At 61.3% G+C, this 24,549-nt stretch carries 27 protein-coding genes; 14 read left to right on the forward strand and 13 right to left on the reverse strand.

Translation table 11 applies throughout. The features are described from left to right. The first annotated feature begins 10 nt into the window (after window positions 1–10). Window positions 11–535 (forward strand): DNA alkylation repair protein, encoded by a 525-nt coding sequence (locus QMG79_RS05570; protein WP_283537593.1) that lies wholly within the window; start codon window positions 11–13, stop codon window positions 533–535. 67 nt (window positions 536–602) lie between these two features. Here QMG79_RS05570 and QMG79_RS05575 read toward each other — a convergent pair whose 3' ends face one another. After that, window positions 603–1,496 carry a glucose 1-dehydrogenase gene (locus QMG79_RS05575; RefSeq protein ID WP_283537594.1) on the reverse strand — a complete coding sequence of 298 codons (894 nt, stop codon included), beginning with the start codon at window positions 1,494–1,496 and terminating at the stop codon, window positions 603–605. A 141-nt stretch (window positions 1,497–1,637) separates the two neighbouring features. On the opposite strand from QMG79_RS05575, the gene QMG79_RS05580 reads away from it, so the two are divergent. Continuing rightward, a complete protein-coding gene (locus QMG79_RS05580) occupies window positions 1,638–2,153 on the forward strand; it encodes an NUDIX domain-containing protein (RefSeq protein ID WP_283537595.1) in 516 nt (171 codons plus the stop codon). A gap of 42 nt (window positions 2,154–2,195) precedes the next feature. Here the strand turns inward: QMG79_RS05580 and QMG79_RS05585 are convergent, their stop codons facing one another. After that, the gene (locus QMG79_RS05585) at window positions 2,196–2,873 is read right to left on the reverse strand and encodes an endonuclease/exonuclease/phosphatase family protein (protein ID WP_283537596.1); all 678 of its coding nucleotides are present in this window, start codon (window positions 2,871–2,873) and stop codon (window positions 2,196–2,198) included. A 163-nt stretch (window positions 2,874–3,036) separates the two neighbouring features. On the opposite strand from QMG79_RS05585, the gene QMG79_RS05590 reads away from it, so the two are divergent. Beyond that, window positions 3,037–3,840: a thioesterase family protein gene (locus tag QMG79_RS05590; protein ID WP_283537597.1), complete on the forward strand. Its 804-nt coding sequence runs from the start codon at window positions 3,037–3,039 to the stop codon at window positions 3,838–3,840. Window positions 3,841–3,863: 23 nt separating this feature from the next. On the opposite strand, the gene QMG79_RS05595 is transcribed toward QMG79_RS05590, so the two are convergent. Further along, on the reverse strand, window positions 3,864–4,247 hold the full coding sequence (locus QMG79_RS05595; RefSeq protein WP_283537598.1) for a DUF2177 family protein: 384 nt from the start codon (window positions 4,245–4,247) through the stop codon (window positions 3,864–3,866). 16 nt (window positions 4,248–4,263) lie between these two features. Between QMG79_RS05595 and QMG79_RS05600 the strand changes: the two genes are divergently transcribed. Next, window positions 4,264–5,013, forward strand: a complete 750-nt coding sequence (locus QMG79_RS05600) for a lipoate--protein ligase family protein (protein WP_283537599.1) — start codon at window positions 4,264–4,266, stop codon at window positions 5,011–5,013. A 103-nt stretch (window positions 5,014–5,116) separates the two neighbouring features. Here the strand turns inward: QMG79_RS05600 and QMG79_RS05605 are convergent, their stop codons facing one another. The 3 genes from QMG79_RS05605 to QMG79_RS05615 all read right to left on the reverse strand — a co-directional run bounded on the left by QMG79_RS05605 (window position 5,117) and on the right by QMG79_RS05615 (window position 7,221). Then, window positions 5,117–5,764, reverse strand: coding sequence for an MBL fold metallo-hydrolase (locus QMG79_RS05605; RefSeq protein WP_283537600.1), 648 nt, complete (start codon window positions 5,762–5,764; stop codon window positions 5,117–5,119). Beyond that, entirely contained in the window at window positions 5,761–6,846 is a 1,086-nt protein-coding gene (locus tag QMG79_RS05610) for an S-(hydroxymethyl)mycothiol dehydrogenase (protein ID WP_283537601.1), read from the reverse strand. Before QMG79_RS05610 ends, QMG79_RS05605 begins: the two co-directional genes overlap by 4 nt. A gap of 117 nt (window positions 6,847–6,963) precedes the next feature. Next, complete coding sequence (locus QMG79_RS05615; RefSeq protein WP_283537602.1) at window positions 6,964–7,221, reverse strand: mycoredoxin; 258 nt, start codon at window positions 7,219–7,221, stop codon at window positions 6,964–6,966. A gap of 10 nt (window positions 7,222–7,231) precedes the next feature. Between QMG79_RS05615 and QMG79_RS05620 the strand changes: the two genes are divergently transcribed. The 3 genes from QMG79_RS05620 to QMG79_RS05630 all read left to right on the forward strand — a co-directional run bounded on the left by QMG79_RS05620 (window position 7,232) and on the right by QMG79_RS05630 (window position 8,713). After that, entirely contained in the window at window positions 7,232–7,411 is a 180-nt protein-coding gene (locus QMG79_RS05620) for a hypothetical protein (RefSeq protein WP_283537604.1), read from the forward strand. Beyond that, window positions 7,408–7,869 (forward strand): GatB/YqeY domain-containing protein, encoded by a 462-nt coding sequence (locus QMG79_RS05625; RefSeq protein WP_283537605.1) that lies wholly within the window; start codon window positions 7,408–7,410, stop codon window positions 7,867–7,869. The genes QMG79_RS05620 and QMG79_RS05625 overlap by 4 nt, the downstream gene beginning before the upstream one ends. An 82-nt stretch (window positions 7,870–7,951) precedes the next feature. Beyond that, on the forward strand, window positions 7,952–8,713 hold the full coding sequence (locus QMG79_RS05630) for an SOS response-associated peptidase (protein ID WP_283537606.1): 762 nt from the start codon (window positions 7,952–7,954) through the stop codon (window positions 8,711–8,713). 43 nt (window positions 8,714–8,756) lie between these two features. On the opposite strand, the gene QMG79_RS05635 is transcribed toward QMG79_RS05630, so the two are convergent. Genes QMG79_RS05635 through QMG79_RS05645 form a run of 3 tightly spaced genes read right to left on the reverse strand, consistent with a single transcriptional unit; the run spans window position 8,757 to window position 11,841 of the window. Further along, on the reverse strand, window positions 8,757–9,941 hold the full coding sequence (locus QMG79_RS05635; RefSeq protein ID WP_283537607.1) for an ABC transporter permease: 1,185 nt from the start codon (window positions 9,939–9,941) through the stop codon (window positions 8,757–8,759). Next, on the reverse strand, window positions 9,938–10,663 hold the full coding sequence (locus tag QMG79_RS05640) for an ABC transporter ATP-binding protein (protein WP_283537608.1): 726 nt from the start codon (window positions 10,661–10,663) through the stop codon (window positions 9,938–9,940). Before QMG79_RS05640 ends, QMG79_RS05635 begins: the two co-directional genes overlap by 4 nt. A gap of 2 nt (window positions 10,664–10,665) precedes the next feature. Beyond that, window positions 10,666–11,841: an efflux RND transporter periplasmic adaptor subunit gene (locus QMG79_RS05645; RefSeq protein ID WP_283537609.1), complete on the reverse strand. Its 1,176-nt coding sequence runs from the start codon at window positions 11,839–11,841 to the stop codon at window positions 10,666–10,668. Between the two features lie 226 nt (window positions 11,842–12,067). Between QMG79_RS05645 and QMG79_RS05650 the strand changes: the two genes are divergently transcribed. Continuing rightward, complete coding sequence (locus QMG79_RS05650; protein WP_283537610.1) at window positions 12,068–12,388, forward strand: chorismate mutase; 321 nt, start codon at window positions 12,068–12,070, stop codon at window positions 12,386–12,388. 17 nt (window positions 12,389–12,405) lie between these two features. Here the strand turns inward: QMG79_RS05650 and QMG79_RS05655 are convergent, their stop codons facing one another. Then, the gene (locus tag QMG79_RS05655; RefSeq protein WP_283537611.1) at window positions 12,406–12,795 is read right to left on the reverse strand and encodes a hypothetical protein; all 390 of its coding nucleotides are present in this window, start codon (window positions 12,793–12,795) and stop codon (window positions 12,406–12,408) included. Window positions 12,796–13,156: 361 nt separating this feature from the next. Continuing rightward, a complete protein-coding gene (locus tag QMG79_RS05665; RefSeq protein WP_283538049.1) occupies window positions 13,157–13,432 on the reverse strand; it encodes a hypothetical protein in 276 nt (91 codons plus the stop codon). 59 nt (window positions 13,433–13,491) lie between these two features. Here QMG79_RS05665 and QMG79_RS05670 point away from each other — a divergent pair, with 59 nt between their 5' ends. Both QMG79_RS05670 and QMG79_RS05675 read left to right on the forward strand, forming a co-directional pair. Further along, window positions 13,492–16,965 (forward strand): DNA polymerase III subunit alpha, encoded by a 3,474-nt coding sequence (locus tag QMG79_RS05670; RefSeq protein ID WP_283537612.1) that lies wholly within the window; start codon window positions 13,492–13,494, stop codon window positions 16,963–16,965. Between the two features lie 16 nt (window positions 16,966–16,981). Then, window positions 16,982–17,335: a TraR/DksA family transcriptional regulator gene (locus tag QMG79_RS05675; RefSeq protein ID WP_283537613.1), complete on the forward strand. Its 354-nt coding sequence runs from the start codon at window positions 16,982–16,984 to the stop codon at window positions 17,333–17,335. 244 nt (window positions 17,336–17,579) lie between these two features. Here QMG79_RS05675 and QMG79_RS16635 read toward each other — a convergent pair whose 3' ends face one another. Continuing rightward, the gene (locus tag QMG79_RS16635) at window positions 17,580–17,747 is read right to left on the reverse strand and encodes a DUF8730 family Cys-rich protein (protein WP_502934702.1); all 168 of its coding nucleotides are present in this window, start codon (window positions 17,745–17,747) and stop codon (window positions 17,580–17,582) included. Between the two features lie 216 nt (window positions 17,748–17,963). Here QMG79_RS16635 and thrS point away from each other — a divergent pair, with 216 nt between their 5' ends. The 4 genes from thrS (at window position 17,964) to pdxS (ending at window position 22,248) form a co-directional block, all read left to right on the forward strand. After that, the gene (gene thrS, locus QMG79_RS05680; RefSeq protein ID WP_283537614.1) at window positions 17,964–19,973 is read left to right on the forward strand and encodes a threonine--tRNA ligase; all 2,010 of its coding nucleotides are present in this window, start codon (window positions 17,964–17,966) and stop codon (window positions 19,971–19,973) included. 15 nt (window positions 19,974–19,988) lie between these two features. Then, window positions 19,989–20,573 (forward strand): HIT family protein, encoded by a 585-nt coding sequence (locus QMG79_RS05685; RefSeq protein ID WP_283537615.1) that lies wholly within the window; start codon window positions 19,989–19,991, stop codon window positions 20,571–20,573. Next, entirely contained in the window at window positions 20,566–21,186 is a 621-nt protein-coding gene (gene pgsA, locus QMG79_RS05690) for a phosphatidylinositol phosphate synthase (RefSeq protein WP_283537616.1), read from the forward strand. Before QMG79_RS05685 ends, pgsA begins: the two co-directional genes overlap by 8 nt. Window positions 21,187–21,330: 144 nt before the next feature. Beyond that, entirely contained in the window at window positions 21,331–22,248 is a 918-nt protein-coding gene (gene pdxS, locus QMG79_RS05695) for a pyridoxal 5'-phosphate synthase lyase subunit PdxS (RefSeq protein WP_283537617.1), read from the forward strand. 97 nt (window positions 22,249–22,345) lie between these two features. On the opposite strand, the gene QMG79_RS05700 is transcribed toward pdxS, so the two are convergent. Beyond that, window positions 22,346–24,358 carry a M3 family metallopeptidase gene (locus QMG79_RS05700; protein WP_283537618.1) on the reverse strand — a complete coding sequence of 671 codons (2,013 nt, stop codon included), beginning with the start codon at window positions 24,356–24,358 and terminating at the stop codon, window positions 22,346–22,348. Window positions 24,359–24,549: the final 191 nt, after the last annotated feature.

Consider the following 24,549-nt stretch of genomic DNA (forward strand, 5'->3'; position numbering starts at 1 on the left):
GGTTCCTGCAGTGCCGCTGAACGATGAGATAGTGACCGCTGCAGCCGCTTTTATTGACAGCACGCTGCAGAACGAGGGCTCCTGGTACCGGGCCACGGACGTCCACGATCGCTTTGCAGGTGCATTGGGATCCTATGGCTCGTCAGTGGGGGCCATTCGCGGAACAGTTCGCGATGCCGGACGAAAGTTCAAGAACCTGGACCACGACCAGGTGACGGCCCTTGCCTCGAAACTCTGGGGTATGCCGTCCGCCACCGAGCCCGCCGTATACGAGCGCCGGCTCGCAGCCATTGTGCTGCTCCAGTCCAGGGTGATGATGCTCCTGCATTCGGACCTCACCCGGTTGGAGGGTTTCCTGCGCTCCGCACGGACGGCGGAGCTGGCAGGGCCGCTCACCGAGGACGTGGTGGTGCCCCTCATTGGGGGACTGTCCGGGCGTCACCGGCAGCGCGCCGACGTCGTCCTGGAGCGGTGGGCGCACGACGCCGACACGTTTGTCCGCAATGCAGCCCGCGCAGCTGCCGCACAAGACTGAAGGGCCCACACCCTGGTGGGTGCAGGCCCTTCGCGAAGCATCCTGTGGGCAGGATTCCGATGACCGCCTACGGGCTGGTGATGCCGCCGTTGACGTTCAGGGTTTCGCCCACAACGTAGCTGGACTCGGCAGAGGCCAGGAAAACGTATGCTGGCGCCAATTCTGCTGGCTGGCCTGCGCGGCCCAGGGGAGTGGCGTGGCCAAATTCCGGCAGTTCTTCCGTGGGCTGCCCGTCACTTGCCTGCAGCGGCGTCCAGATGGGACCGGGAGCTACAGCATTGACCCGGATCCCCTGGGGAGCGAGCTGCGCGGCGAGGCCCTTGGTGAAGTTGTTGATGGCCGCCTTGGTGCTGGCATAGTCCACCAGGGTGGCAGAGGGTGCATATGCCTGGATCGAGGTGGAATTGATGATGGTTGAGCCGGCAGGAAGATGCGGCAGGGCAGCTTTGGTCAACCAGAACATCGCATAAACGTTTGTCTTGTAGGTGTGGTCAAACTGTTCGTCGGTGATGTCGGCAAAATCCTTCTGCGCCACCTGCTTCCCAGCATTGTTGACCAGGATGTCAATTCCACCCAACTCCGAGAGGGCCTTGTCGACGAGGTCCCGGCACGCCTTCTTGTCCTTCAGGTCAGCCGGCACCCGGATGGCTTTACGGCCTGCCGCTTCGATGATGCCAGCAATTCTTGCAGCATCTTTTTCTTCCTCCGGAAGGTAGGAGAGGACAACGTCTGCGCCTTCACGGGCAAAAGCGATGGCTGTGGCTGCGCCAATCCCGGAGTCCGCGCCGGTCACGATTGCCTTGCGCCCCTCCAGGCGCCCGGTGCCCCGGTAGGTATCTTCACCGAGGTCGGCCAACGGCGTCAGCTCGGAGTCCAGTCCCGGCTCCTCCTGGTGCTGCTTGGGTGGCGAAACCTTTTCATACGCTGTCACCGGGTTGCGGAAGGTGTACTGGTCGGTCATGGTTCCTCCTGAAGATCGCTTATGTAAGCATGCTTACCATTCCAGCCTAGGTCCTCGTGCCTGATGGCGCAAAAGTGCAGGCGCGTTGGTCTGTGTTACGTGTCCGCTGCGCCAGGCCGCTGCACCTGTCAGACTGGGAGGATGGACCACATTGCTGCTGCCACTGCCTCACAAGCACCAGTCCGCACGGGACCCCGGGACCCAGGAGATGCCTGGGTTGAGGGGGACAAGGGGAAGTTCTGGGGGCGTTTCGGTGCCGCGGGTGTCCTGGTCTATGACCCCACGAAGGGTGTGTTGTTGCAGCATCGGGCTATCTGGAGCCACAACGGCGGGACGTGGGGGCTGCCAGGTGGCGCCCTGCACCAGCACGAAGATGCAGTGACGGGGGCGCTGAGGGAAGCGCATGAAGAAGCTTCGGTTCCGGCGGACAACGTCGAGGTACTGTTTACCTCCCTCCTGGACTTCGGCTACTGGTCCTACACCACGGTGGTCCTGCTGGCCGTGACAGCTTTCGAGCCAGTCATCAACGACCCCGAGAGTATCGCGCTGCGCTGGGTCCCCGTGGCAGACGTTGACCTCCTGGAACTGCACCCGGGATTCGGCAGGTCCTGGGAGAACCTCAGGCCCCGCCTGCTGGAAGCAACAGACGGAGCCTGAGTCGGACGTGGCCTGCGGTGTGCCATGGTGCCGTGGGTCGGACTAGGTGTCCTTGCCGTAGTCGGCGCTGACCAAGATGGGCAGGTGATCGGACTTTCCCCGGGGCAGGGTCTCAACACTGGCTATGTTGAGTCCCAGTGAGGTGGCGAAGTCGAAGTGCCCCTTGAAAACCTTGTACCTGGTGTACGTCCGCCGATCGCTGAGCGTGAGGGCGTACCCAGAATTCTTCATGTGGGCATCGAGTTTCTTGGTGAAGAAGGGGTAGTTGAAGTCTCCCACCATCAGGGTCATGAGACCGCTTCCCATACTGAGGAGTTCGGCGTGCGCGGCATGGATCTGCTTGCGGCGCAGTGAATTCGACGCCGTCAATGGCGCAGCATGGAAAGACCCGATGACAAGCTCATGGGCCGTCTCGTTGTCCACCACGCGGGTTCCGATCAGCCGCTCATGGGCTGGGGCCAGGACCATGTCATGCATGGACTTCTTCAGGGCAAAGGACTGGGTACTCACCGGCGTGAAACGATCCTCTCGGTAATAAATTGCCAGTCCAAGGCGATTGCCCTTGGTGCTGTCCGCTAGCCTCAGGCCGCCAAGGGTTTCCGGCAGGTCCGTATGGTCGACTTCCTGCAGGCAGAGCGCATCCACATTGAAGTCATTCGCCAGGTGCAGAAGCTCGCTGCTGGCATGGTGTTTCCGCAGGTTATAGCTGATGACGCGCATGATGGGACATCCTCTTTCCGAGGTTGCTGGGCTGGCCAGTGACTGATTCTATCCGCAAGAGCGTAGCGGTGGCTGGAACATGAACCGCCACGTCATGGGGATAGTGTGAGTGGGCAATTGCGTCGCGTAAAGGATGCGACAGTGAAGGAAAGGAAACAGGCTGTTGAGTTCCACCGCACAGGACCTGGCCACAGGCGACTTCTACTATGAGGACCTGGGTGCTGGCCGTTACCGGTCCACCCTTCACGCCCAGGGGGCCTGGAACGAGCACGAACAGCACATGGCGCCAGCCTCCGGTCTGCTGGCACACTGCCTGGAAGGACATGATCCCCGGCCGGAACTGCGGATGGCGAGGCTTAGCTACGAGATCCTGGGCTTGATCCCCGGCGGCGAATTCCACATCGAAACAACCACCCTCCGGCCCGGCAAAACCATCGAACTGGTCCAGGCGGAACTCATTGCCAACGGCCGGACGGCCATCAGGGCCACAGCGTGGCGCATGATCACCAGCGACACAGCTGACGTTGCCGCTGTGGAAGATGCAGTCATTGACCCGCCGGCGGACTGTTCGCCCTTTGACGCCTCGAATGTCTGGCCTGGCGGTTTTATCCGCTCCATTGACTTCAAGGTCGCGGACTCCAGCCGGCCTGGAGCAGGAACCGTGTGGCTGAGCACGCATCACCCACTGATCAATACAGGCAGCGTGAGCGCCATGGCTCGCCTGGTTGGCATGGTGGATACCTCCAACGGCATTGCCACGCGAGTCACCCCGGGTGCCGGCGGTTTCGCCTTCCCCAACCTCGACCTGCAGATCCACATGTACCGTGCACCCATTGGGGAATGGCTTGGCCTGGACAACTCCGTGACGTTTGGCGGGGACGGAATTGGACTGACGTCCACTGTCCTGCACGACGAACGAGGCCCCTTTGGCCGTTCGGAACAGATTCTCACCTTGCGCAGGACCTAGGGGCCGACGTCGGGCGGGGAACCTCAGTGGAACACCAGCCAAGCACCCAGTGTGGAAACTCCGGTCAAGAAGGTGCCCCAGATGATGTCCACCACCACCAGCTTCAACGGCCACAGCTTTAGCGTCGCTGCGTTGGTGAGGTCATACGTGGCGTATGCGAATGCTCCCAGCCCGGCACCGTAGCCCAGGGCAACCCACCAGTTCTCGCTGGCCAGTGCCGGCTGCAGCGCAAAAAACACCACGCCGGCAATGTACAGGACATAAAAAACCACCGCGTAGCCTAGATTCGGTTTGTTGGCCATCAGTGGTTCGATCTGCCGGCGGTAGAACGGGTTCATGCTCTTGAGCCAGACGGCGTCGACAACAGCGAACACAGCCGCGACAACCAGGAATTGCAAAATGATCATAAGGGAGCTTAGCAAGATGGCACAGGCGCAGAAGCACGCGAAGCCGCTCACTGTGGTGCGGCAGGACGTGTCCCTGGGCGCAGCCGGAGACCTTGATTTCGCCATCGACCTGCTGGGGCGGGCACGAGGCGGAAGCATCGGGCCCATGCTGCGCCTCTACCGTCCGCAGCGGACGGTGGCCTTTGGCCAGCGCGATGCCAAACTCCCCGGATTTTCCATGGCTGCCCAGGCCTGCCGGAACCTTGGATTCGAACCACTGGTGCGGAAGGCAGGCGGCCGTGCTGCGGCGTACCATCCGGGCTCTCTTGTAGTGGATCACCTTGAGCCGGATATGGACGCCATTGTCGGTTCCAAGGAACGGTTCGCGGTTTTTGGCGAACTCCTGGCAGAGGCGCTGCGCAGGGTGGGAGTGGATGCCCACGTGGGCGAAATTCCGGGAGAGTACTGTCCCGGGGAATTCACTGTCCATGGCGTTCCGGCGGAGCCTGGGCTCCCGCGGATCAAGCTGGTGGGAACAGCGCAGCGGGTGGTGGCCGGGGCCTGGCTGTTCAGCTCAGCCATTGTGGTGGAGGATTCAGCCCCCATCCGGGATGTCCTGGTGGACAGCTACCGGGAGCTTGGCCTCGAGTGGGATCCGGCCACAGCTGGTGCGGCCAACGATCTGGTGCCTGGCGTGACGGTGGCGGACCTGGAACGGACAGTGCTTGAATGTTATGCGGAGCGTGGACCCCTGGTGTCAGCATCATTCGCCTCGCTGCGCCACTGATTCCATCCTCCATCGCCTCACAGCCAATCCCCTGGAATCAACAATGCAGCGTGCCGGTTCCCACCGGGGAATCGGCACGCTGCATTGTTAGACGGCGTAGGCCTCAGTGACCGCGCGCAATCCAGTCTTCGAGGTGCGGGGCTTCGGCTCCGATGGTGGTGGAATCACCGTGTCCGGTCCGCACCACGGTCTGTCCCGGAAGGGTCAGCAGCCGCGTGCGGATTGATTCAACAATGGTGGGGAAGTCGCTGTATGACCTTCCCGTTGCTCCCGGTCCGCCATTAAACAGCGTGTCTCCGGTAAAAACCGTGTCCTCGGCACCGAGCACAAATGACACGGAACCAGGGGAGTGCCCTGGGGTGTGCAGTGCCTGGAGGGTCGAGCCGCCGATGCTGAATTCTTCTCCGTCGGTGATGTCGGCGTCGGGCTCCGCCTCGGGGTAGACGTCGTTCCAGAGCATCCAGTCATCCCGGTGCAGGTGCACCGGGGCGCCACTGAGCTCGCGGAATTCCGCAACCGAGCGGATGTGATCGTCATGGCCGTGCGTGAGCAGGATGGCAGTGACGGCGCGGTCACCCACGGCGTCGGCCACGGCCTGGGCGTTGTGCGCAGGATCGATCACTATGCACTCAGTGTCCGTGCCGATAATCCAGACGTTGTTGTCCACATCCCACGTTCCGTCGTCCAGGGAAAAGGCCCCGGACGTGACAAGGTTATCAATGCGCAGGGAGCCCGCTTCGGCCCCTGTCACAGTTCCACCACGGAGCGCAGAACCGTTCCGGCATGCATCTTCTCGAACGCTTCTTCCACCTGGTCGATGGTGATGCGTTCAGTGACAAACGCATCGAGGTCCAGTTTTCCCTTCTGGTAGAGATCAACCAGCATGGGGAAATCGCGGGACGGCAGGCAGTCGCCGTACCACGAGGATTTCAGGGATCCGCCGCGGCCAAAAACGTCCAGGAGAGGCAGTTCTAGGGTCATCTCCGGTGTGGGGACGCCCACCAGAACCACTGTTCCGGCGAGGTCGCGGGCGTAGAAGGCCTGCTTGTAGGTCTCCGGACGTCCGACGGCGTCAATCACCACGTCTGCTCCGAAACCACCCGTGAGTTCGCGGATGGCCTCGACGGGGTCGGTTGTGGAGGAATCAATGGTGTGGCTTGCCCCGAGGTGCTTGGCGCGTTCGAGCTTCTTGGTATCGATGTCGACCGCGATAATGGTTGTTGCGCCAGCAAGGGCTGCACCAGCAACAGCTGAAACGCCCACGCCGCCACAACCAATGACGGCCACGGAATCGCCGCGCTTGATGTTTCCGGTGTTGATTGCGGCGCCCAGCCCTGCCATGACACCGCAGCCCAGCAGGCCGACAGCGGCGGCATCGGCATCAGGGTCCACCTTGGTGCACTGACCCGCTGCTACGAGGGTTTTCTCGATGAAAGCTCCGATCCCCAGGGCCGCCGTGAGCTCGGTGCCGTCTTCCAGCGTCATTTTCTGGGTGGCGTTGTGGGTATTGAAGCAATATTGCGGCTGGCCTTTTGCACAGGCACGGCACTCGCCACAGACGGCACGCCAGTTCAGGACCACACGGTCACCGGGAACTACGTTGGTGACGTCGGGGCCAACTGCGCTTACCACCCCCGTTGCTTCATGCCCAAGCAGGAAGGGGAAATCATCGCTGATGCCACCCTGCTTGTAGTGCAGGTCCGTATGGCAGACGCCGCTGGTGATGATGTCCACCAGTGCCTCGCCCGGACCGGGCTCCGGAACCAGGATGGTCTCCAGCGTGACGGGTGCGTTTTTGGAAAGGACAACGGCACCTTTGACTTTATGGACCACGAACAGCTCCTTGGATAGCGGTGATGACGGATTGCGGTGATGACGAAAAAAGTTCAGGACTGGTCTGGGCCAGTCCTGAACTGTCTATCATATGGACCCTTGTGGGCGTAGGCGGTGCTAGGCCGCGAGGCGGGTCTTGACCTCGGCTGCGGAAGGATTCGTGGCCGATGACCCGTCAGGGAACAACACCGTGGGAACCGTCTGGTTGCCGCCGTTGATTTTTTCGACCAGGGCAGCGGTTCCCTCCACCTCTTCGATGTTGATCTCGGTGTACCCGATGCCCTGGGCATCCAGCTGCTTCTTCAGCCGTTTGCAGTAGCCGCACCACGATGTGGAGAACATGGTGATGGTGCCGGATTCGGGGGTGAAGTCCACGAGGATCTCCTTGATTGGATCGATTGCTTTCGTTGATGTCAACGGACCCTATGGCGGCACTATTCCCGATGCCCGGCAAACCCATGGCCCGGGCCTGTGTGCGTGCCCGACTGCCGGGCAGGAAGTCCTGCTGACCCGGATAGGCTGGGAGCAGCGAGAACGCCGCACCCGAGGAAAGGCAACATCATGACGCTCAAGGAGCGCCTGAAGGACGACGTCGTCACCCACATGAAGGCCGGCAACAAAACAGCACTGACTACCGTGCGCAATGTGCTGGGAGAAATTACCACCCGGGAGAAGTCCGGCAAGGCGCCCGTGGACCTGGACGAGGCACAGGTGACGGCACTTTTGCAGAAAGAGGCAGCAAAGCGCCGGGACACGGCGAAAATCTATACGGAGGCCGCGGAGCCAGACCGTGCAGCTGCCGAAATCGCCGAGGCGGAAATTATCGAGGCGTACTTGCCCAAGGCCCTGAACCGGGATGAGGTAGAAGCGATTGTCGACGCAGAGATTGCGGCGCTGACAGGCGCCGGCCAGGTATTGTCCATCCGTTCCATGGGTGGTGTGATGAAGCCGGTCACCGCCAAGGTAGCTGGCCGCTTTGATGGCAAGACCGTCAGCGAGATTGTCCGCAGCCGCCTCTCCTAGGGACTGGGTAACTGCCGCTGCGCCCGCCGCGCCTCGGGCTACGAAGCATGACAGGTGGTTCGGGGGGTGCCATGCTGGAGCCATGTGTGGACGCTATGTGATGGCACGGGCCGTGGGTGACCTTCTGGCCGACTTTGACGCTGCCCTCGACGAGCAGGTGATGGACGACGTCGAACTGCCGCCGTCGTGGAACGTGGCACCCACCGACGACGTTCCGATTGTCCTGGAACGGTTGATTGACGGCGCTGCCGTGCGTCAGCTCCACGTGGCGCGATGGGGCCTGGTGCCGTCCTGGGCGAAGGACCCCGGCATTGGTTCGCGGATGATCAATGCCCGCAGCGAAAGCGTCCTGGAGAAGCCCGCATTCCGCAAGGCAATCCTGTCCCGTCGTTGCGCTGTTCCCGCTGATGGTTACTACGAGTGGAAGAAAGGGCCGGGCAAAGCCCGCCAGCCCTACTATGTGCACCCGCAGCACGGCGACTCGTTGGCGTTCGCGGGGCTTTATGAATGGTGGAAAAACCCGGCTGTGGCAGAAGGTGAACCTGGCCGATGGCTGCTCTCTACTGCGATCCTCACGGCAGACACCCCGCCGCCTGGTGCGGAGTCCTCCGTTTTTGCCAAGCTCACCGAACTCCACGACAGGGTTCCGCTGCCTATGACCCAGGCGACCATGGCGGCCTGGTTGGATCCAAGGGCAGACGATCCTGGCGCCCTGGTGGATCTTGTGACGTCGGGAGTGCAGGAAGCGGCAGCACACTGGCACGTTGAATCAGTGGGGACAGCTGTCGGCAATGTCCGCAACAACGGCCCAGCCCTGATTGAACCCGTGCAGGCACTGTTCTGAGCCGTCCCGTTCCTTCACTGCTGCAGCGCCATGGACCGCGGCCCTAGAAACGGATGGCATCGATGACTTTGACGCGCACCGCCACCAGTGCCGGAATGGCGCCTGCGAGCGCTCCCACCACAAGTGACGCGCCGAGTCCCAGCAGGGCTGCTTCGATTGGGAACGCGGGGTAGGTGGTGAGCCCTGGTGCGATCTTCGATTCCACCCATGGATTTTTCACCACAGCCACCGCCACCATGACGCCAAGGATCCCTGCGACAGCCGTTGCCACCACGGACTCCATCATGACGCCCAGGAAAATACGGTGTGAGCTGGCTCCGAAGCTTCGGCGGATTCCTATCTCCCGGACCCTGTAGCGCACCGTGACCATGGAGATGTTGAGCATGCCCACGGCTCCCAGAAGGAGCACCAGGCCCGCAATCCCAGCGACCGCAACCTGGATGACGGCAAAAGGATCGCCCTGGCTGGCGTAGTCCATCCGGTCAACCTGGACCTGCATCCCGGGAAACTGCGCCTGGAGGTCAGCGGCAATGGCTGCCTTCAGGGGATCCGCCTGCGCTTCGCCCACCCAGAACTTGAACTGTTCGTACCCGCTTCCCGTGACGTTCGCCGCAGCTGCTGCTCCACTCAACATGAAGGCAGACGGGGGAACCTGTTCCCAGTCATCAGGTACCACTCCAATAATGACAGCGGTGGTGGTGCTAGTCCCAGAGAGTTTGACTGTTGGATTTGTGGTCAGGTTGGGGCGTCCGGCGAGGTTGTAAAACGCCTCATTGACCACCACTGCCGGTGCCAGGCGGGTCTCGTCCTCGGCCGCAAACCAGCCCCCTTTGGTGATGGTGAGCCGGTGAATCATGCCATAGCCGGGATCGACCACTGTCAGGTTTACTGGCTGGACGCCGGCAGGAAACTGGAATCCGTGCTGGGTCTGGTCCGCGTGGGTGAAATACTCAATGTCATAACGGGCAATGACACCTTGATACGCGGCTTCCAGCTTTGCGGGGTCGGCGGCTGTTTCGCCGTAGATGCTGATGCCTAGGGTTGCGGCGCGGCCGCCGGTGCGCTCGGAGGATGCCTTGATGCCCTCCCTGGCCAGGTTGCCCACCCCCACAATTGAGGTCAGCGCCGCGACGGAAAGCGCCACTCCCACCAGTGCCAGCAGGATCCGGGTTTTGTTGATGAGCAGTTCCTGCCAGGCTTCCACCAGCGCAGAGGCAATCCCGGTCATGCGTGCACCACGGAGGGAACGGCAGTGGGGGACAGGACGCCTTGGTCGAGTCGAAAGCAGGACCTCGCCAGCGCAGCAACATTGACGTCGTGGGTGATGGTTACCAACGCTGCTCCGGACTCGGTGGCCACGGTATCCAGGAGTGTCATCACGGCCTGGCCAGTGTCGACGTCAAGCGCTCCGGTAGGTTCATCGGCGAGGATCAGGCGCGGCTTGCGGACCAGAGCGCGGGCGATCGCCACGCGCTGCTGCTCGCCACCGGAAAGCATGGTGGGGCGCGTCTGGGCGCGGTGTGAAAGCCCCACCCTGTCCAGCATGTCCATGGCCAGGTCCCTGCGCTTCCAGAAATCACGGCCTTTGGCATAGAGGAGGGGAGTGATGACGTTATCCAGCGCGCTGCGTCCAGGCAGCAGGTTGAACTGCTGGAAAACAAATCCTACGGCGCTGCCCCTCAGTGTTGCCCGGGCGTTGCTGCGCAGCTTTTTCACTGGTTCGCCCTGGAACGTCAGTTCCCCCGTGGTGGGCAGATCCAAGAGCCCCAGGAGGTTCAAAAGGGTTGATTTACCGCACCCGGATCTACCGATGATGGCGGTATGATCTCCGCTGTGGACGCGGAGGTTGATCCCGCGCAGGATATGTAGCTCCTGATCGTCGGGGAGTACCACGGTGCGGGTCACGCCAACCAGGGCTACGAGCTCTTCTGTGCTGCGCTCATCCTGCACGGTCAGCCGCCCATCGGGTATGCGCCGGGATTATTGATGTCAGGCTGCCCAGGTGCCCCGGGGATGAACTCCAGGACGTAGTCGCCTTCATCGAGGCCCGAGACGATCTCCACCACGGTGCCGTCATTGAGGCCCAACTGAACCGTGCGCTTTTCCGGGTCCGCTGCTCCGGGAGGGTTTCCCTCGCTGCCACCTGCACCGTTGGGCGCAGAGGGATCAGGCGCTGGATCGCTGGCCAGGAAGACAATTCCTTCGGTCACTGTGCCCTGGACAGCTGTCAGTGGCAGGGTAATGACGTTCGCGGACTCGCCGGCAGTCACCGTCATGCTGGCACCCAGCCCGGCAAAAACGCTGACGTCGGCAGGAACCGGGCAACTCAGTTTGCCTGTCGCTGGACCGCCCCCGCCGGCAGACCCACCGCCAGGTGCTGGCACCATCGCCGCCGGCACTGATCTCCCGACTCCACCGCCGCCAACGGATGCTCCGGCGCTGCCCGATTCCTCGGTGCTGGTGGCGCTGGTCAGGACAGGTTCTGAACAGGTGAACGGTCCTGGTCCGCCCGTGACGTTGATTTCCGCGGACCCAGGTTTCGCCAGCAGCCGGTACTGCTGTGCTGCATCGACTGTGCCGCTGACGGTAAAAGTTCCTGGATCGACGCTGCCTGAGACTTCTCCTACGCTGATCTGCTGGTCAAGGAGGACCGTCAGTGTCTTCAGGGTTCCCGAAGATTCCGCCAGGACGTTTGTGTAGGTATACGTGGGTTGGGGGACGGCGGGGGTGCGGCTTTCCTGCCCCGCACCTTCCGGGGCATCCCCGGTCGGCGCGTTCGACGTCGTGGTCCCCGACTCGGGCTGAATTTCTGTCTTGACCTGGAACAACGGGTCGCCGTTGCGGACCGCCGCGCCAGGCTGCAGGAAAAGGTAATTGACGGTGCCGGCAACTGTGCTGCGGATCTGCTCGTCGGCGTCGCCCTGGACGGTGGCGTCAATTTCCACCCGGTTCGTCACTGTCGCCCGGGTTGCCTGGATGGCTGGTGTGCTGACACTGGCGGCTGGACCAGCGAGTGCAGGTTCGGAGTCCAGCCCGTCGACGAAGGCAATTTTGACCAGGGCTACAGCTATCACTGCAAAAACCCCCAGCCAGGCCACGGGCATGATGACGCGACGGAATATTCTCATTGGTTCCCCCCAAAGTGTTGATCACATCCAGCAGAAGCAATCTGCTGGAAATGCATACCGAGAATATACCCGTCGGAGTGCCTGATGGCTTGTCATCTTCATTCCGCGGGGGAGTCGCACCGGGCCCCGTGCCTGGTGTGTGGAACACACTTCTACAGCGTGGTCATCGATGGACTGCTGATGACATGAAGTCGACGCGGGCCGTCCGCTTCGATACTGTCAGGCTATGGCTACAATTCAGGGAAAAGACCGGGACGCAGCTGCTGACAGAGGACAGCTGGCTGCAGTGCGCATTGCTGTTGACGAAGTGGATGAGCAGATTGTTGCCCTGATTGCCCGCCGCGAACGCCTGATCCGCATTGCCGGAACCCTCAAGGGAGACGATGCGGAGGTTCGCGCGCCTGGCCGTGTTGAGCGAGTCATAGAGCACGTCCGGTCTGTAGCGGTCAAGAAAGACGTTGACCCGGATATTGTCGAGTCGACCTACCGTTCCATGATCTCCGGCTTCATTGAACTGGAGATGAAAGTCCACCACGAAAACGGCTAGGCCCGCTGTTCGGCTGCCTACAAAGCCTCTTCGACAGCAACTCCGGACTGGAATTCCCGTCCATCGGCCTCGCTGAACGCCGTCATGACGTGCCCTTTCCCCAGGCCATGAACTGCCGCCATGGGGAAGTTGCCGGTAATGGTGCTTCCGGAATGGGTCACCCCTGCGAGGTCATAGTTCTCTTCCGTGCCCTGTTCGTGGCTGAAGGCGAAAAAGGCAATCGCCTCGCCATTCATGAATTCGATGCCGAGCCTGCGCTGCGACGAGTAGTCCGGACTTGCCGCCACCAGCCCCACCACATATGCGCCCTGGCCGGGAATGTTCCCATCAATGTCGAAGGTAGCCACCAGCGAGGACTCTTCCGCTGAGATACTGACGTGCTTTAGGAGTGCGTCATGGGTAGTCATGTTCTCCATCCTGCTCCCTGAGTGGACCGGCGTCCACCCTTGGTTCACAGCATCTGGGATTTGTCCGAGCCTCGCCGTACACTGAATGTATTCGAACATATATTCGAATACATACCTGGTGGCGAGAAGCCGCCGTCAGTTAATTCATCGTGGCAAGGCGTACCACTCGCGTATTCCAACGGGACGATGGGCTTGTTCGGGAGGGATCATGGGCATATTCAGCGAGGGCCTAGACGTTGCGTGCACTCCCGACGGCCAGCCGGTTCGCCTGGAGTGGAGGGACGTGGCGTACGTGGTTTGTGCAGAGCCGGTGCGGTGGTTTGAACGCCGCCAATGGTGGGCAGAGGATGCCAGGGCCCCGTTAGGGCAGGGGCAGGGAATTGTGGACCACGAAATCTGGCGCCTCCAGGTCTTGCCGGAACAGGCCGCCCCAGCCAAGAACCCTGCGGCAGCCAGCCATCGCAGCAGAGGCCACAGTCTGGAATACGCTGGCCTGGATGCCAACGACAGCGATGCCCCCGATCATGGCGAGCCCGGCTTTGGGGACATGGAAGACGGGTACCCAGACCACGACGACAGCCCCGCCCACGGAGACAGCGCTGCGCTGGACATCCTCACGTTTGATCTGAGTCGACATGCCGGGAGCGGCAGATGGCGGATGGTGCGGATCCATGATGCGCTCAGGGTCCAGGGCTCATGAGCTTCACGCATCTCCATGTCGCCACGGCCTTCAGCGCCCACTACGGAGTCTCGTGGCCAGAAGAACTGGCACAGGCAGCCAGCGCGCAGGGTGCTACTGCGCTCGCATGCACTGACAGGGATGGGCTCTACGGCACCATCAAACACCTTCGGGCGTGCATGAAAGAAGGCCTTGACCCCATCGTTGGCGTCGACTTGGCTGTCTTCGATGCTGACGGTGACCTCCGCACACAGGTTGCGGGCCGCGTCGTCGTACTGGCCCACGGCCATAACAGCGGCGCTGGTTACCGTGCGCTCTGCAGGCTTATATCTGACGCCCACGCACGCACATCAGGCAAGGCCGGAGGAGCGGTACCCATTGCCGTGACCCGGGCAGAGCTGGCATCCAGGGTCCTGGACCCTGAAACTCTCAATCCTGTCCTGACAGTTTTACTGGGTCCGGAATCTGACGTTGGCCAGGCAATGGGGGCGCGGCGGTACCTGCATCCGCGCACCCTGTATAAAGCATGGCTTGATGCGATGCCGCCCCGCACCCTCGTTACCGAAGTGGTGACCCAGCTCAGTGCGCCCGGCCGGCTCTTCAGCACGTCCCATGCAGTGCGGATGCTCAAACTAGCAGCAGAACACGCCGTGCCGGCCATCCTGACCAATGCCGTCAGGTACGCGTCCGAAGATGGTGCACCCACCGCAGATGTCCTGGAATCGGCACGGACCCTGACGTCCATGCCGGAACTGCTGTCCAGCAACCGCTCCGTGACACCCAACGGCCAGGCATGGCTCAAGGACCCGGCTGCCATGACCAGGCTTGGCCAGGAGGTCATTGCGGCCGCAGGATTTGGTGCAGCTGACCTCACCCAGCTCCTGGCGCAAACCGAGGCGCTCGCGGACCGCTGTCGCCAGGATCCGGTGACAGACATGGGCTGGAAGCAGCCGGTGGTTCCGGAAACCGCCATCCTGGGAATCACCCAGCACCCACAGCGGGAACTGGAGCAGCGGTGCGAGGCGGGGATCACCAGGCGTTTCCCGGGTATAGCCGGGCAGGATCAGGAGTCCATGCGGCGCACGCTGAATCATGAGCTGAAGATCATCGAAGACCTGGGTTTTTCCTCCTACTTCCTGACGGTGGCAGAAGTGTCCCGCATGATCCAGGACATGAACGTCCGTGCTGCTGCACGTGGGTCGGGTGCATCCAGCCTGGTCAATTACCTGATTGGGGTCAGCCAGGTGAATCCACTGGAACACAACCTCATCTTTGAACGCTTCCTTTCCAGGGACAGAGCCACACTGCCGGATATCGACATTGATGTTGAAAGCGCCGAGCGGCACAACGTCTACCGGAAAATTTTCGACAGGTTTGGTTCTGCGCGGGTGAGCCTGATGAGCATGCAGAACGGGTACCGGGCTAGGGGTGCGGTTCGGGATGCGGGGATGGCGCTGGGGATGGACGACGGCGACGTTGGCCTGATTGCCAAGCAGCTCTGGCGCTTTTCGGCCAGGAACTTCCGCGAAGCACTAGTGGAGAAGCCGGAACTGCGCGATTTTGCCAGCCGGGTGGAAAATCGGGATCTCAGTGAGAACCAGCAGCTGGACCTTTTGGTGGATCTCACTGAACGGCTGGACCGGTTGCCGCGCCACATCTCCATGCATCCCTGCGGGGTCATCCTAGGAGACGCAACGCTCCTGGACAGGACACCAGTGCAGCCCAGCGGAATGGGGCTGCCCATGAGTCAGTTTGATAAACACGACATGGATCCCATGGGCATGCTCAAACTCGATGTCCTGGGCGTGCGGATGCAAAGCGCCATGGCTTTTGCTGTGCGGGAAGTTATTCGGCTGCACCCCTCCAAAGCAGAAGTAGTGGCAGCGGGAAAGCACCAGCCTGGCCCGGACGGAACGGGGCCTGACTACATTGCGGAGAACGGGTTGATCGACCTCAACGCGGTGCCGCTTGATGATCCGGCAACGTTTGATCTCATCAGGACCACCCATACGCTTGGCTGTTTCCAGATCGAATCCCCTGGGCAGCGGGAACTGATTGGGAAGCTTGCGCCACGGGACTTCAACGATCTCATCATTGACATCTCCCTCTTCCGCCCTGGGCCCATGAAATCGGACATGGTGCGCCCCTTCCTGGAACACCGGCACGGCTTCGCGCCGGAGAAATATCCACATCCGCTTCTTCGGCCCTATCTTGAGGAGACCCACGGGGTCACTGTCTTCCATGAGCAGATCCTGAATACTCTGAACACCATGACAGGGTGTGGGCTGGCCACAGCGGACGAGTACCGGCGACTCTTGGGAAGCGAAACAGGGGAACCCTTTGTGGAACAGAAATTCCGTGAGGGCTCATCTATCAACGGCTTCTCGCAGGACGTCATCAACAGTGTCTGGGGAACGTTGAAGGCTTTTGGCAGCTTTGGCTTTTGCAAGGCCCATGGTGCTGCCTTCGCTGTGCCCACCTATCAGTCCGCCTGGCTCAAGACCCACCATCCTGAGGCGTTCCTGGCCGGGATCTGGGAACACGACCCCGGAATGTATCCAAAGCGGCTTCTGGTGGCAGAAGCTCGGCGAATGGGAATCCCCATCCTGCCGCTCGACATCAACAGCAGCGCAGCCGAATACCGGGTGGAGCGCATCCCGGACGGGCCCTATCGTAGCAGATTGGGCATCCGGCTGAGCCTCAAGGGAATCTATGGCCTGTCCGGGGCGGAAGTGACACGGATTGCGGCAGGGCAGCCCTACGACTCCCTAGCAGATCTGCGGACCAGATCGCGACTGAGCAAACCAAGTATTAGGCGGCTTGCGCAACTGGGTGCCTTTGACTCCTTGCACAGGGGGTCCGGGGGAGCTGCGAACCGGGCCGACCTGGTCCAGCACCTGCAGGCGTTGCAGACCGCAGGCAGCAGCAAAAAAGGAATCCAGGTTATTGATGGACAGCTTGCGTTCGCTTTGGGAGACGTTGAACTTGCCAACATCAAAGCTGTCCTGCCGCCACCGACCCAGGTGGAAAATGTTCGTACTGAACTTGACCTCATGGCCATGGATGTCAGTGCACACCTCATGGACAGCCATCGCCCGTTGCTGGACAGGATAGGAGTTGTGACGGCAGACAAGCTGCTGGGCCTGCGCAATGGAACCGACGTCATGGTGGCCGGCGTCCGGGTTGCAACCCAGACCCCGCCCATGCGCGGTGGACGTCGCGTGGTGTTCATCAGCCTCGATGATGGCACGGGATGTGTGGACACTGTCTTTTTCCATGAAGCGCAGGAGCAAGCGGGTCCGATGCTTTTTAATACCCGGTTGCTCCTGGTGCGTGGGACCACGCGACGGACCGGGCCCCGGGGCATCAGCCTCAGCGCAAGCATGGCCTGGGATCTCGGCGCCACGGATACGCTTCCGCTAGAACAGGTGCTCCCCGAACTTGTGCCTTCGCGGCAAGGGCTTGATGCAGATGCCGGAGCCCGGGCCTGAGGGTTAGGCTCGTAGCATGCCCAATCGTGACCGGTTCCGCCGGCTACTGGAAGTCGAACGCAGCGAAAAAATGAGTCTTATCACGGCTCTTCGCGCAGATATCGCCGCAGCATATTCGGCCCGGCGTGACTCCAACGTGGATGACGAACATGATCCCGAAGGCTCCACCATAGCTTTTGAGCTATCCCAGGCCTCGTCCCTGGTTGACCAGAGCCAGGCGAAACTTGTCCAGGTGGAAGCCGCTTTGGGGCGTCTTGCCGACGGCACCTTCGGCCTGTGCCTGAGCTGCGGCAGGATGATTGCCGAAGGCCGGCTTGAAGCCAGGCCGTGGACCCCATACTGCATCGACCATGCTGCCCTGAAGCACTGATCGATCGCGGGGGAGGGCAGCCCTGGCAGGGCAAGCTTTGCAGCCTTGTTGTGGAACGCCAGAAGTCACCCGGGCGCAACGACGATGCCCTTCCCCCAATCGCTCGTTGACACGGCCACTCCTTTCATGAAGGGAAATGCCACTGCCTGCGGGGGTTGCTGCACCGACCCCTGCTGCCGTGCAGATACTTCTCTCGGCCCACGCCGGGTCCTTGCGTCCGTGCGTCGTCCCGTATTGGATCTGGCTACCTACCGAAGAGCTTTGCAAAGAAACCCTTATCGGTTGACTTTTCCTGTTCGTGTCCACGGCAGCGCTGGGAAGCTGGAACGCCGCGCATGACCTGGTCCACGTGCTGTCCGCAGCCCGCCCATGTCGTTTTCTGGCACTTTTTGCATGTCACTGCCTGGCACATCTGTTTGCTCCCTTGTTCATTGAGGTGATTATTCGATTATACCCCTGGGGGTATCAAATCTATACGTCCAACCATGGGCCGCTGTTTCAGGGGAGGTGTTGGGGCCCCTCACCGTCGTCGGACGTTCACTAAAAACAGATAGCATTGACGGTGGCTGGCTGTGGTCCCCGTATGCCACAAGCTATGAAGCCCCACCTGAATACCTAGGAGACACCCGTGTCAGATGCCCAGCAGATCACCCTTATCGTTGACGGCGACGAGACCTCGGTGACTGAGGGAACCACCGGAGCGGAACTGTTCTTCGAACGTCGTGACGTTGTTGTGGCCCGTGTCAACGGTGAGCTCAAGGACCTCGATCAAATCCTTCCCGCCGGGGCCACCGTCGAAGGTGTCACTGTGGAGTCCCCGGATGGACTTGATGTCCTGCGCCACTCCACCGCCCACGTCATGGCACAGGCCGTGCAGCAGCTGCGACCGGACGCCAAATTGGGAATTGGCCCCTACATCACTGATGGTTTCTACTTCGATTTTGAGGTCTCCGAGCCTTTCACCCCAGAGGACCTCAAGACCCTCGAGAAGATGATGCTGAAGATCGTCAACCAGAACCAGAAGTTTGTTCGTCGCGTTGTGACCGAGGACGAGGCCCGGGCGGCCATGGCCAATGAGCCCTACAAGCTTGAGCTGCTGGGCAAAAAGAATGACAGCAACGATTCAGCCGAGGGTGTGAATGTTGAGGTGGGCGCTGGCGACATCACCATCTACGACAACGTTGACCGCAAAAGTGGGGACACCATCTGGTGCGACCTGTGCCGTGGCCCGCACCTGCCCAATACCAAACTGATCTCCAACGCCTTTGCCCTGACCCGGTCCTCGGCCGCCTACTGGCTCGGCGACCAGAAGAACCAGCAGCTCCAGCGCATCTACGGCACAGCATGGCCCACCAAGGACGCGTTGAAAGCGTACCAGAAACGGATCGCTGAAGCCGAGCGTCGCGACCACCGCAAGCTCGGCGTCGAACTTGATCTTTTCTCTTTCCCTGACGAACTCGGCTCTGGCCTACCCGTGTTCCACCCCAAGGGCGGCATCATCCGCAAAGCCATGGAGGATTACTCCCGGCAGCGGCACGTGGACGCAGGCTACGAGTTCGTCTACACACCGCATATCACCAAGGGCCACCTGTATGAAGTCTCGGGCCACCTTGACTGGTACAAGGACGGCATGTTCCCGGCCATGCACGTAGACGCGGAGCTCAACGAGGACGGCACCGTGCGCAAGCCCGGGCAGGACTATTACCTGAAGCCAATGAATTGCCCCATGCACAACCTGATCTTCCGTTCCCGTGGCCGTTCCTACCGCGAGCTGCCCCTGCGGCTCTTCGAATTCGGCTCCGTGTACCGCTATGAGAAGTCCGGCGTCGTGCACGGCCTGACCCGCGTGCGTGGCATGACCCAGGATGACGCCCACATCTACTGCACCCGCGAGCAGATGAAAGGCGAACTGACAGAGACCCTGAACTTTGTCCTGGGACTGCTCAAGGATTACGGACTGGATGATTTCTACCTGGAACTCTCCACCAAGAACCCGGAAAAGTACGTTGGCGACGACGCCACCTGGGATGAGGCCACCGCAACCCTGGCCGAGGTCGCAGCAGATTCGGGCCTGGAGCTGGTTCCGGATCCAGGTGGAGCCGCGTTCTACGGCCCCAAGATCTCCGTCCAGGCCAAGGACGCACTGGGCCGGACCTGGCAGATGTCCACCATCCAGTTGGACTTCAACCTGCCGGAGCGGTTTGAACTCGAATACCAGGCAGCAGACGGTTCGCGCCAGCGCCCGGTCATGATCCACCGCGCCCTCTTTGGTTCGGTGGAACGCTTCATGGGTGTGCTGACCGAGCACTATGCCGGGGCGTTCCCCGCCTGGCTTTCACCCGTTCAGGTGGTGGCGGTGCCGGTAGCGGAAGCATTCAATGACTACATGTTCGACGTCGTCGCCCAGCTCAAAAAGGCTGGCATCCGTGCCGAAGTGGACATCTCCTCCGACAGGTTCCCGAAGAAGATCCGCACCGCCAGCAAGGACAAGATCCCCTTTGTGCTGATCGCCGGTGGCGAGGATGCCGAGGCTGGTGCCGTGTCCTTCCGTTTCCGGGACGGCAGCCAGGACAACGGCGTGCCCGTGGCCGAGGCTGTCCGCAGGATCACCGAAGCAGTCCGTAACCGTACCGCCTGAGAAAGTAGCTAACGCGTGCAGGAAACCACAGGACCCGGCTACCCAGACGATGCCTCGGTCACGGATGACTTCACTCTGGCCGGGGTCCCAGACGCCTTCCAGCGTCTGTGGACTCCGCATCGGATGGCCTATATCAAGGGCGGACAGGACCAGTTCAAAGGCAAGGATGACTGTCCCTTCTGCGTAGGGCCCGCACGCAGTGATGAGGAATCACTGATTGTGCACCGGGGGACACACTGCTACGTGGTGCTGAATCTCTTCCCGTACAACCCAGGCCACCTGCTCGTCTGCCCGTACCGTCACGTCCCCGACTACACGGACCTGACGGTGGAGGAAACGGCCGAGTTCGCAGACCTTGCCCAGACAGCCATGCGAGCTTTGCGGGCGGTTGCCAATCCTGGCGGATTCAACCTGGGCATGAACCAGGGTGCAGTGGGCGGGGCCGGAATCGCTGCGCATCTGCACCAGCACGTGGTTCCTCGGTGGGGTGGCGATGGAAACTTCTTTCCCATCATTGCCCAGACCAAGGCCATCACCCAGACCCTGGACGAGGTACGCCAGCAACTCGCCGAAGCATGGCCAGGAGCAGCACGTGCTTAATCGCCACGCCCGGGGCTTCTTCACCGCCCTGTTCAGTCCCTTGGCCCGCTGGCTCCTGAAAATGGGAGTGTCACCGGATGCCGTCACACTGGTCGGAACTGCTGGTGTTGTTGTTGGGGCGCTTGTTTTTTATCCGCTGGGCCAGCTGTTCTGGGGCACGCTGTTCATTACGGCATTCATCTTCTCGGATGTCATCGACGGCATCATGGCGCGCATGGGTAACAGCACCGGGCGTTGGGGCAGCTTCCTTGATTCGACGCTGGACCGGGTAGCAGACGGGGCACTTTTTGCCGGCGTCGCCATCTGGTTCTTCACCGGGGGAGACAACCAGCCAATCGCCATTGCCGCGATGCTCTGCTTGGTCCTGGGGATGGTGGTCTCCTATGCGCGGGCGAAAGCCGAGTCGCTCGGTTTCCAGGCGAACGTGGGGATCGCCGAACGCGCGGAACGCCTCGTTTCGGTGTTGGTAGTCACAGGATTTACAGGCCTTGGGCTGCCCCCGATCGTCCTGCTGGTGACCCTCATTCTGCTGGCATTGGCCAGCACTATCACAGTCATCCAGCGGGCCAGGGCTGTCCGAAAGCAGTCGCTGGAGGATACCAAGCCCGCGTAACCAATCCCGATTAAGGCGGGCCGTTGGCGTGGGTTTACTATTAGGACAGCCCGGTCAACCAACCCGGCTATCCGGGGTGTTCAGCAGGCTTTTCCTGGTGTCTACCCACGGTTGAAGATCAGCTCTCTACCCATAGGGGTTTTTGTGTCTACACCTGATGTAAGCAACGGATCCGCCGCCAGCGTCACTGGTAGCAACCGCGTCAAGCGAGGCATGGCGGAGATGCTCAAGGGCGGCGTCATCATGGACGTTGTCAATGTGGAACAGGCCAAGATTGCAGAGGATGCAGGCGCCGTCGCCGTCATGGCCCTGGAACGCGTCCCTGCCGATATCCGCGCCCAGGGTGGTGTGTCCCGCATGTCTGACCCGGACATGATCGACAAGATCATCGAAGCCGTGTCAGTTCCGGTGATGGCCAAGGCGCGGATCGGGCACTTTGTCGAGGCGCAGGTCCTGCAATCCCTCGGCGTTGACTACATTGATGAGTCTGAGGTCCTGACCCCGGCGGATTACATCAATCACATCGACAAGTGGAAATTCACTGTTCCTTTTGTGTGTGGTGCCACGAACCTCGGCGAAGCGCTGCGGCGCATCAATGAGGGTGCAGCCATGATCCGTTCCAAGGGCGAGGCCGGCACCGGAGATGTTTCCAACGCCACCGGACACATGCGGAAGATCCGCTCCGAGATCGCCAAGCTTGCGGCGCTCCCGGAAGACGAGCTGTATGTTGCAGCCAAGGAACTTCAGGCACCGTACGAACTTGTCAAGGAAGTCGCCGCATCCGGCAAGCTTCCCGTCGTCCTGTTCACGGCTGGTGGGATCGCGACTCCGGCGGACGCTGCCATGATGATGCAGCTTGGCGCCGACGGCGTATTTGTTGGATCCGGTATCTTCAAGTCCGGCAACCCGGCCCAGCGCGCCGCCGCAGTGGTCAAGGCCACCACGTTCTTTGATGATCCCGATGTCATCGCCTCAGCCTCCCGCGGTCTGGGCGAAGCCATGGTGGGCATCAACGTTGACGAAATCCCGCAGCCGCACCGCCTGGCGGAGCGCGGCTGGTAACCAGCACTCCCGCGAACACACGACGGCGGGTGGCCACCTTTCTGAAGGTGGCCACCCGCCGTCGTTCTCGAAGAAAGTGGATCCGAACGGGACGGGCTCAGTCCAGGCCGCGCCGCTTCAACAGGGGTTCTAGCTTTGCTTCCCGCCCGCGCAGGCTCCGGAAGGATTCCAGTGGGTCCCGGCTGTTGCCCCGCGACAGGAGCTCAGACCTGAACCGGCCGCCGTTGTCACGGGTGAGCCCTCCGTTTTCGGTGAACCAGTCCACGGTTTCGGCGTCGAGGACCTCGCTCCAGATATAGGAATAGTAGCCTGCCGAATAGCCGGATCCAGCGAAGATGTGCTGGAAGTAGCCTGTCCTATAGCGTGGCGCTATGAGCGGGTGGTCCAACCCTGCATCGGACAGGGCCTTGATTTCGAAAGCCTGTGCATCGTCGGGGATGGATGCCTGACCCACCATATGCCATGCCAGGTCAAGGAGCGCTGCTCCCAGGTACTCAGTGGTTCCGAAACCCTCGCCCCACTGCTGGGCTGCGAGGAGTTTGTCAGCAACTTCCTGCGGAAGCTGGGCACCTGTGGCGTGGTGGCGTGCGTAGTTGGCCAGTACCTCCGGCCACAGGATCCACATCTCATTGACCTGTGAGGGGTATTCCACGAAGTCTCGCGGTACTGACGTCCCGGAAAAGCGCGGGTACGTCACGTTGGAGAACAACCCATGCAGGGCGTGTCCAAACTCATGGAAAGTGGTCCGCAACTGATCGAGGGTCAGCAGGGTGGGTTCGCCGGCTGCCGGCTTGGAAATATTGAGGTTGTTGATCACCACGGGCTTTGTACCGAGCAGGTCCGACTGCTGGACCAGGGAATTCATCCACGCCCCGCCCCGCTTTGTCGGCCGTGCGTAGTAGTCGCCCAGGAAGAGCCCCAGTTCGCTGCCATCCTCATTGCGGACCTCCCAGACCCGGACATCCGGATGGTAGCCAACAAGGTCCTTCCGTTCATGGAATGTAATGCCGAACAGGTTTGTCGCGGCAAAAAAAACACCATCCTTCAGGACGCGGTCTAGCTCGAAGTATGGGCGCAGGGCTGCCTCGTCCACAGCATATTTTTCACGGCGCACCATGGCCGAGTAATAGGCCCAGTCCCAGGCTTCCAACGGATGTCCGGCAATCTCCGCCAGCGCGGTGGCTTCAGAAGTGGCGTTGCGGACTGCAGCCGGTGCCATGCGTGCCAGCATGGATGCCACAGCTGCAAAATCCGGTGCAGTCTGTTGGTCAACCACAAGCTCCGCGTAGTTGGCGAAGCCGAGCAACTCAGCCTTTTCCGCACGGAGGGTGGCGAGCGAGCGGGCCAGGTCCAGGACATCCAGATCGCCGCCGCCGCTGCCCCGGCTTACCGACGCTTCATAGAGGCGACGCCGCACCGTGCGGTCACGCAGCGTGGCCAACGGCGGCTGATTGGTTGGTTGGATCAGCGTCAGGAGGTACTTCCCCTGCTGGCCGGCAGCGGTTGCTGCTTCGGCAGCCGAGCTGATGTCATCCGCAGCCATCCCATCGAGTTCCTCAACCGTGTCGACCAGCAGGGCACCCGCTTTCATTCCGTCTTTAACCCGTTGGCCGTACTCCGTGCCAAGCCGAGACAACTCTGCATTGATGCTACGGAGCCGTTCCTGCCCATGTGCATCAAGGGCAATGCCTGCCTGCCGGAATTCTTTGCGGTAGTCCTCGACCAGACGGACCGATTCAGGATCCAGGTCCGCCATGTCAATGGCATGGAATCGTGCAAAGAGGTCGCTGTTGAGGAATATCTCATCGTCGTGGGCGGAGAACAGGGGAGAGAGCTTCGTCTCCAGGGCTGCAATATCAGGTGTGGAGTGAGCTGATACCAGAGTAAAAAACGATGCCGATGCTCGTTGCAGGAGCTGCCCGGCGCGCTCCATTGCAACGGCCGTATTGCTGAACGTTGGCGCCTCCACGGTGTTGACAATGGCCGCGATCTCGGAGGCATGCTCTTTCAGTCCGGCCAGGACCGCCTCTTCGTAGTGCTGTATTTCGATGGTGGAGAACGGGGGCAATCCGTAGGGGAGTGAGCTGGCTACCAGCAGCGGGTTCGTCATGAAACAAATCTTTCACATCATGCCCAGGTTCTCAACGGTGCCCGACACGCAAGTACCCCAAGGTTCTTTGGACCGACTAGGTCTACGATCGGCTCCATGGGGAACATTCGGACCAGATTTTTCCGGCGACGGGCGGCATCAAGTGAGCTAACTGACAATACGCCTGTCCCAAACGGGGCCATCCGGGGCGG

It is taken from the genome of Pseudarthrobacter sp. PS3-L1 (assembly GCF_030063285.1).
Classification (GTDB): domain Bacteria; phylum Actinomycetota; class Actinomycetes; order Actinomycetales; family Micrococcaceae; genus Arthrobacter.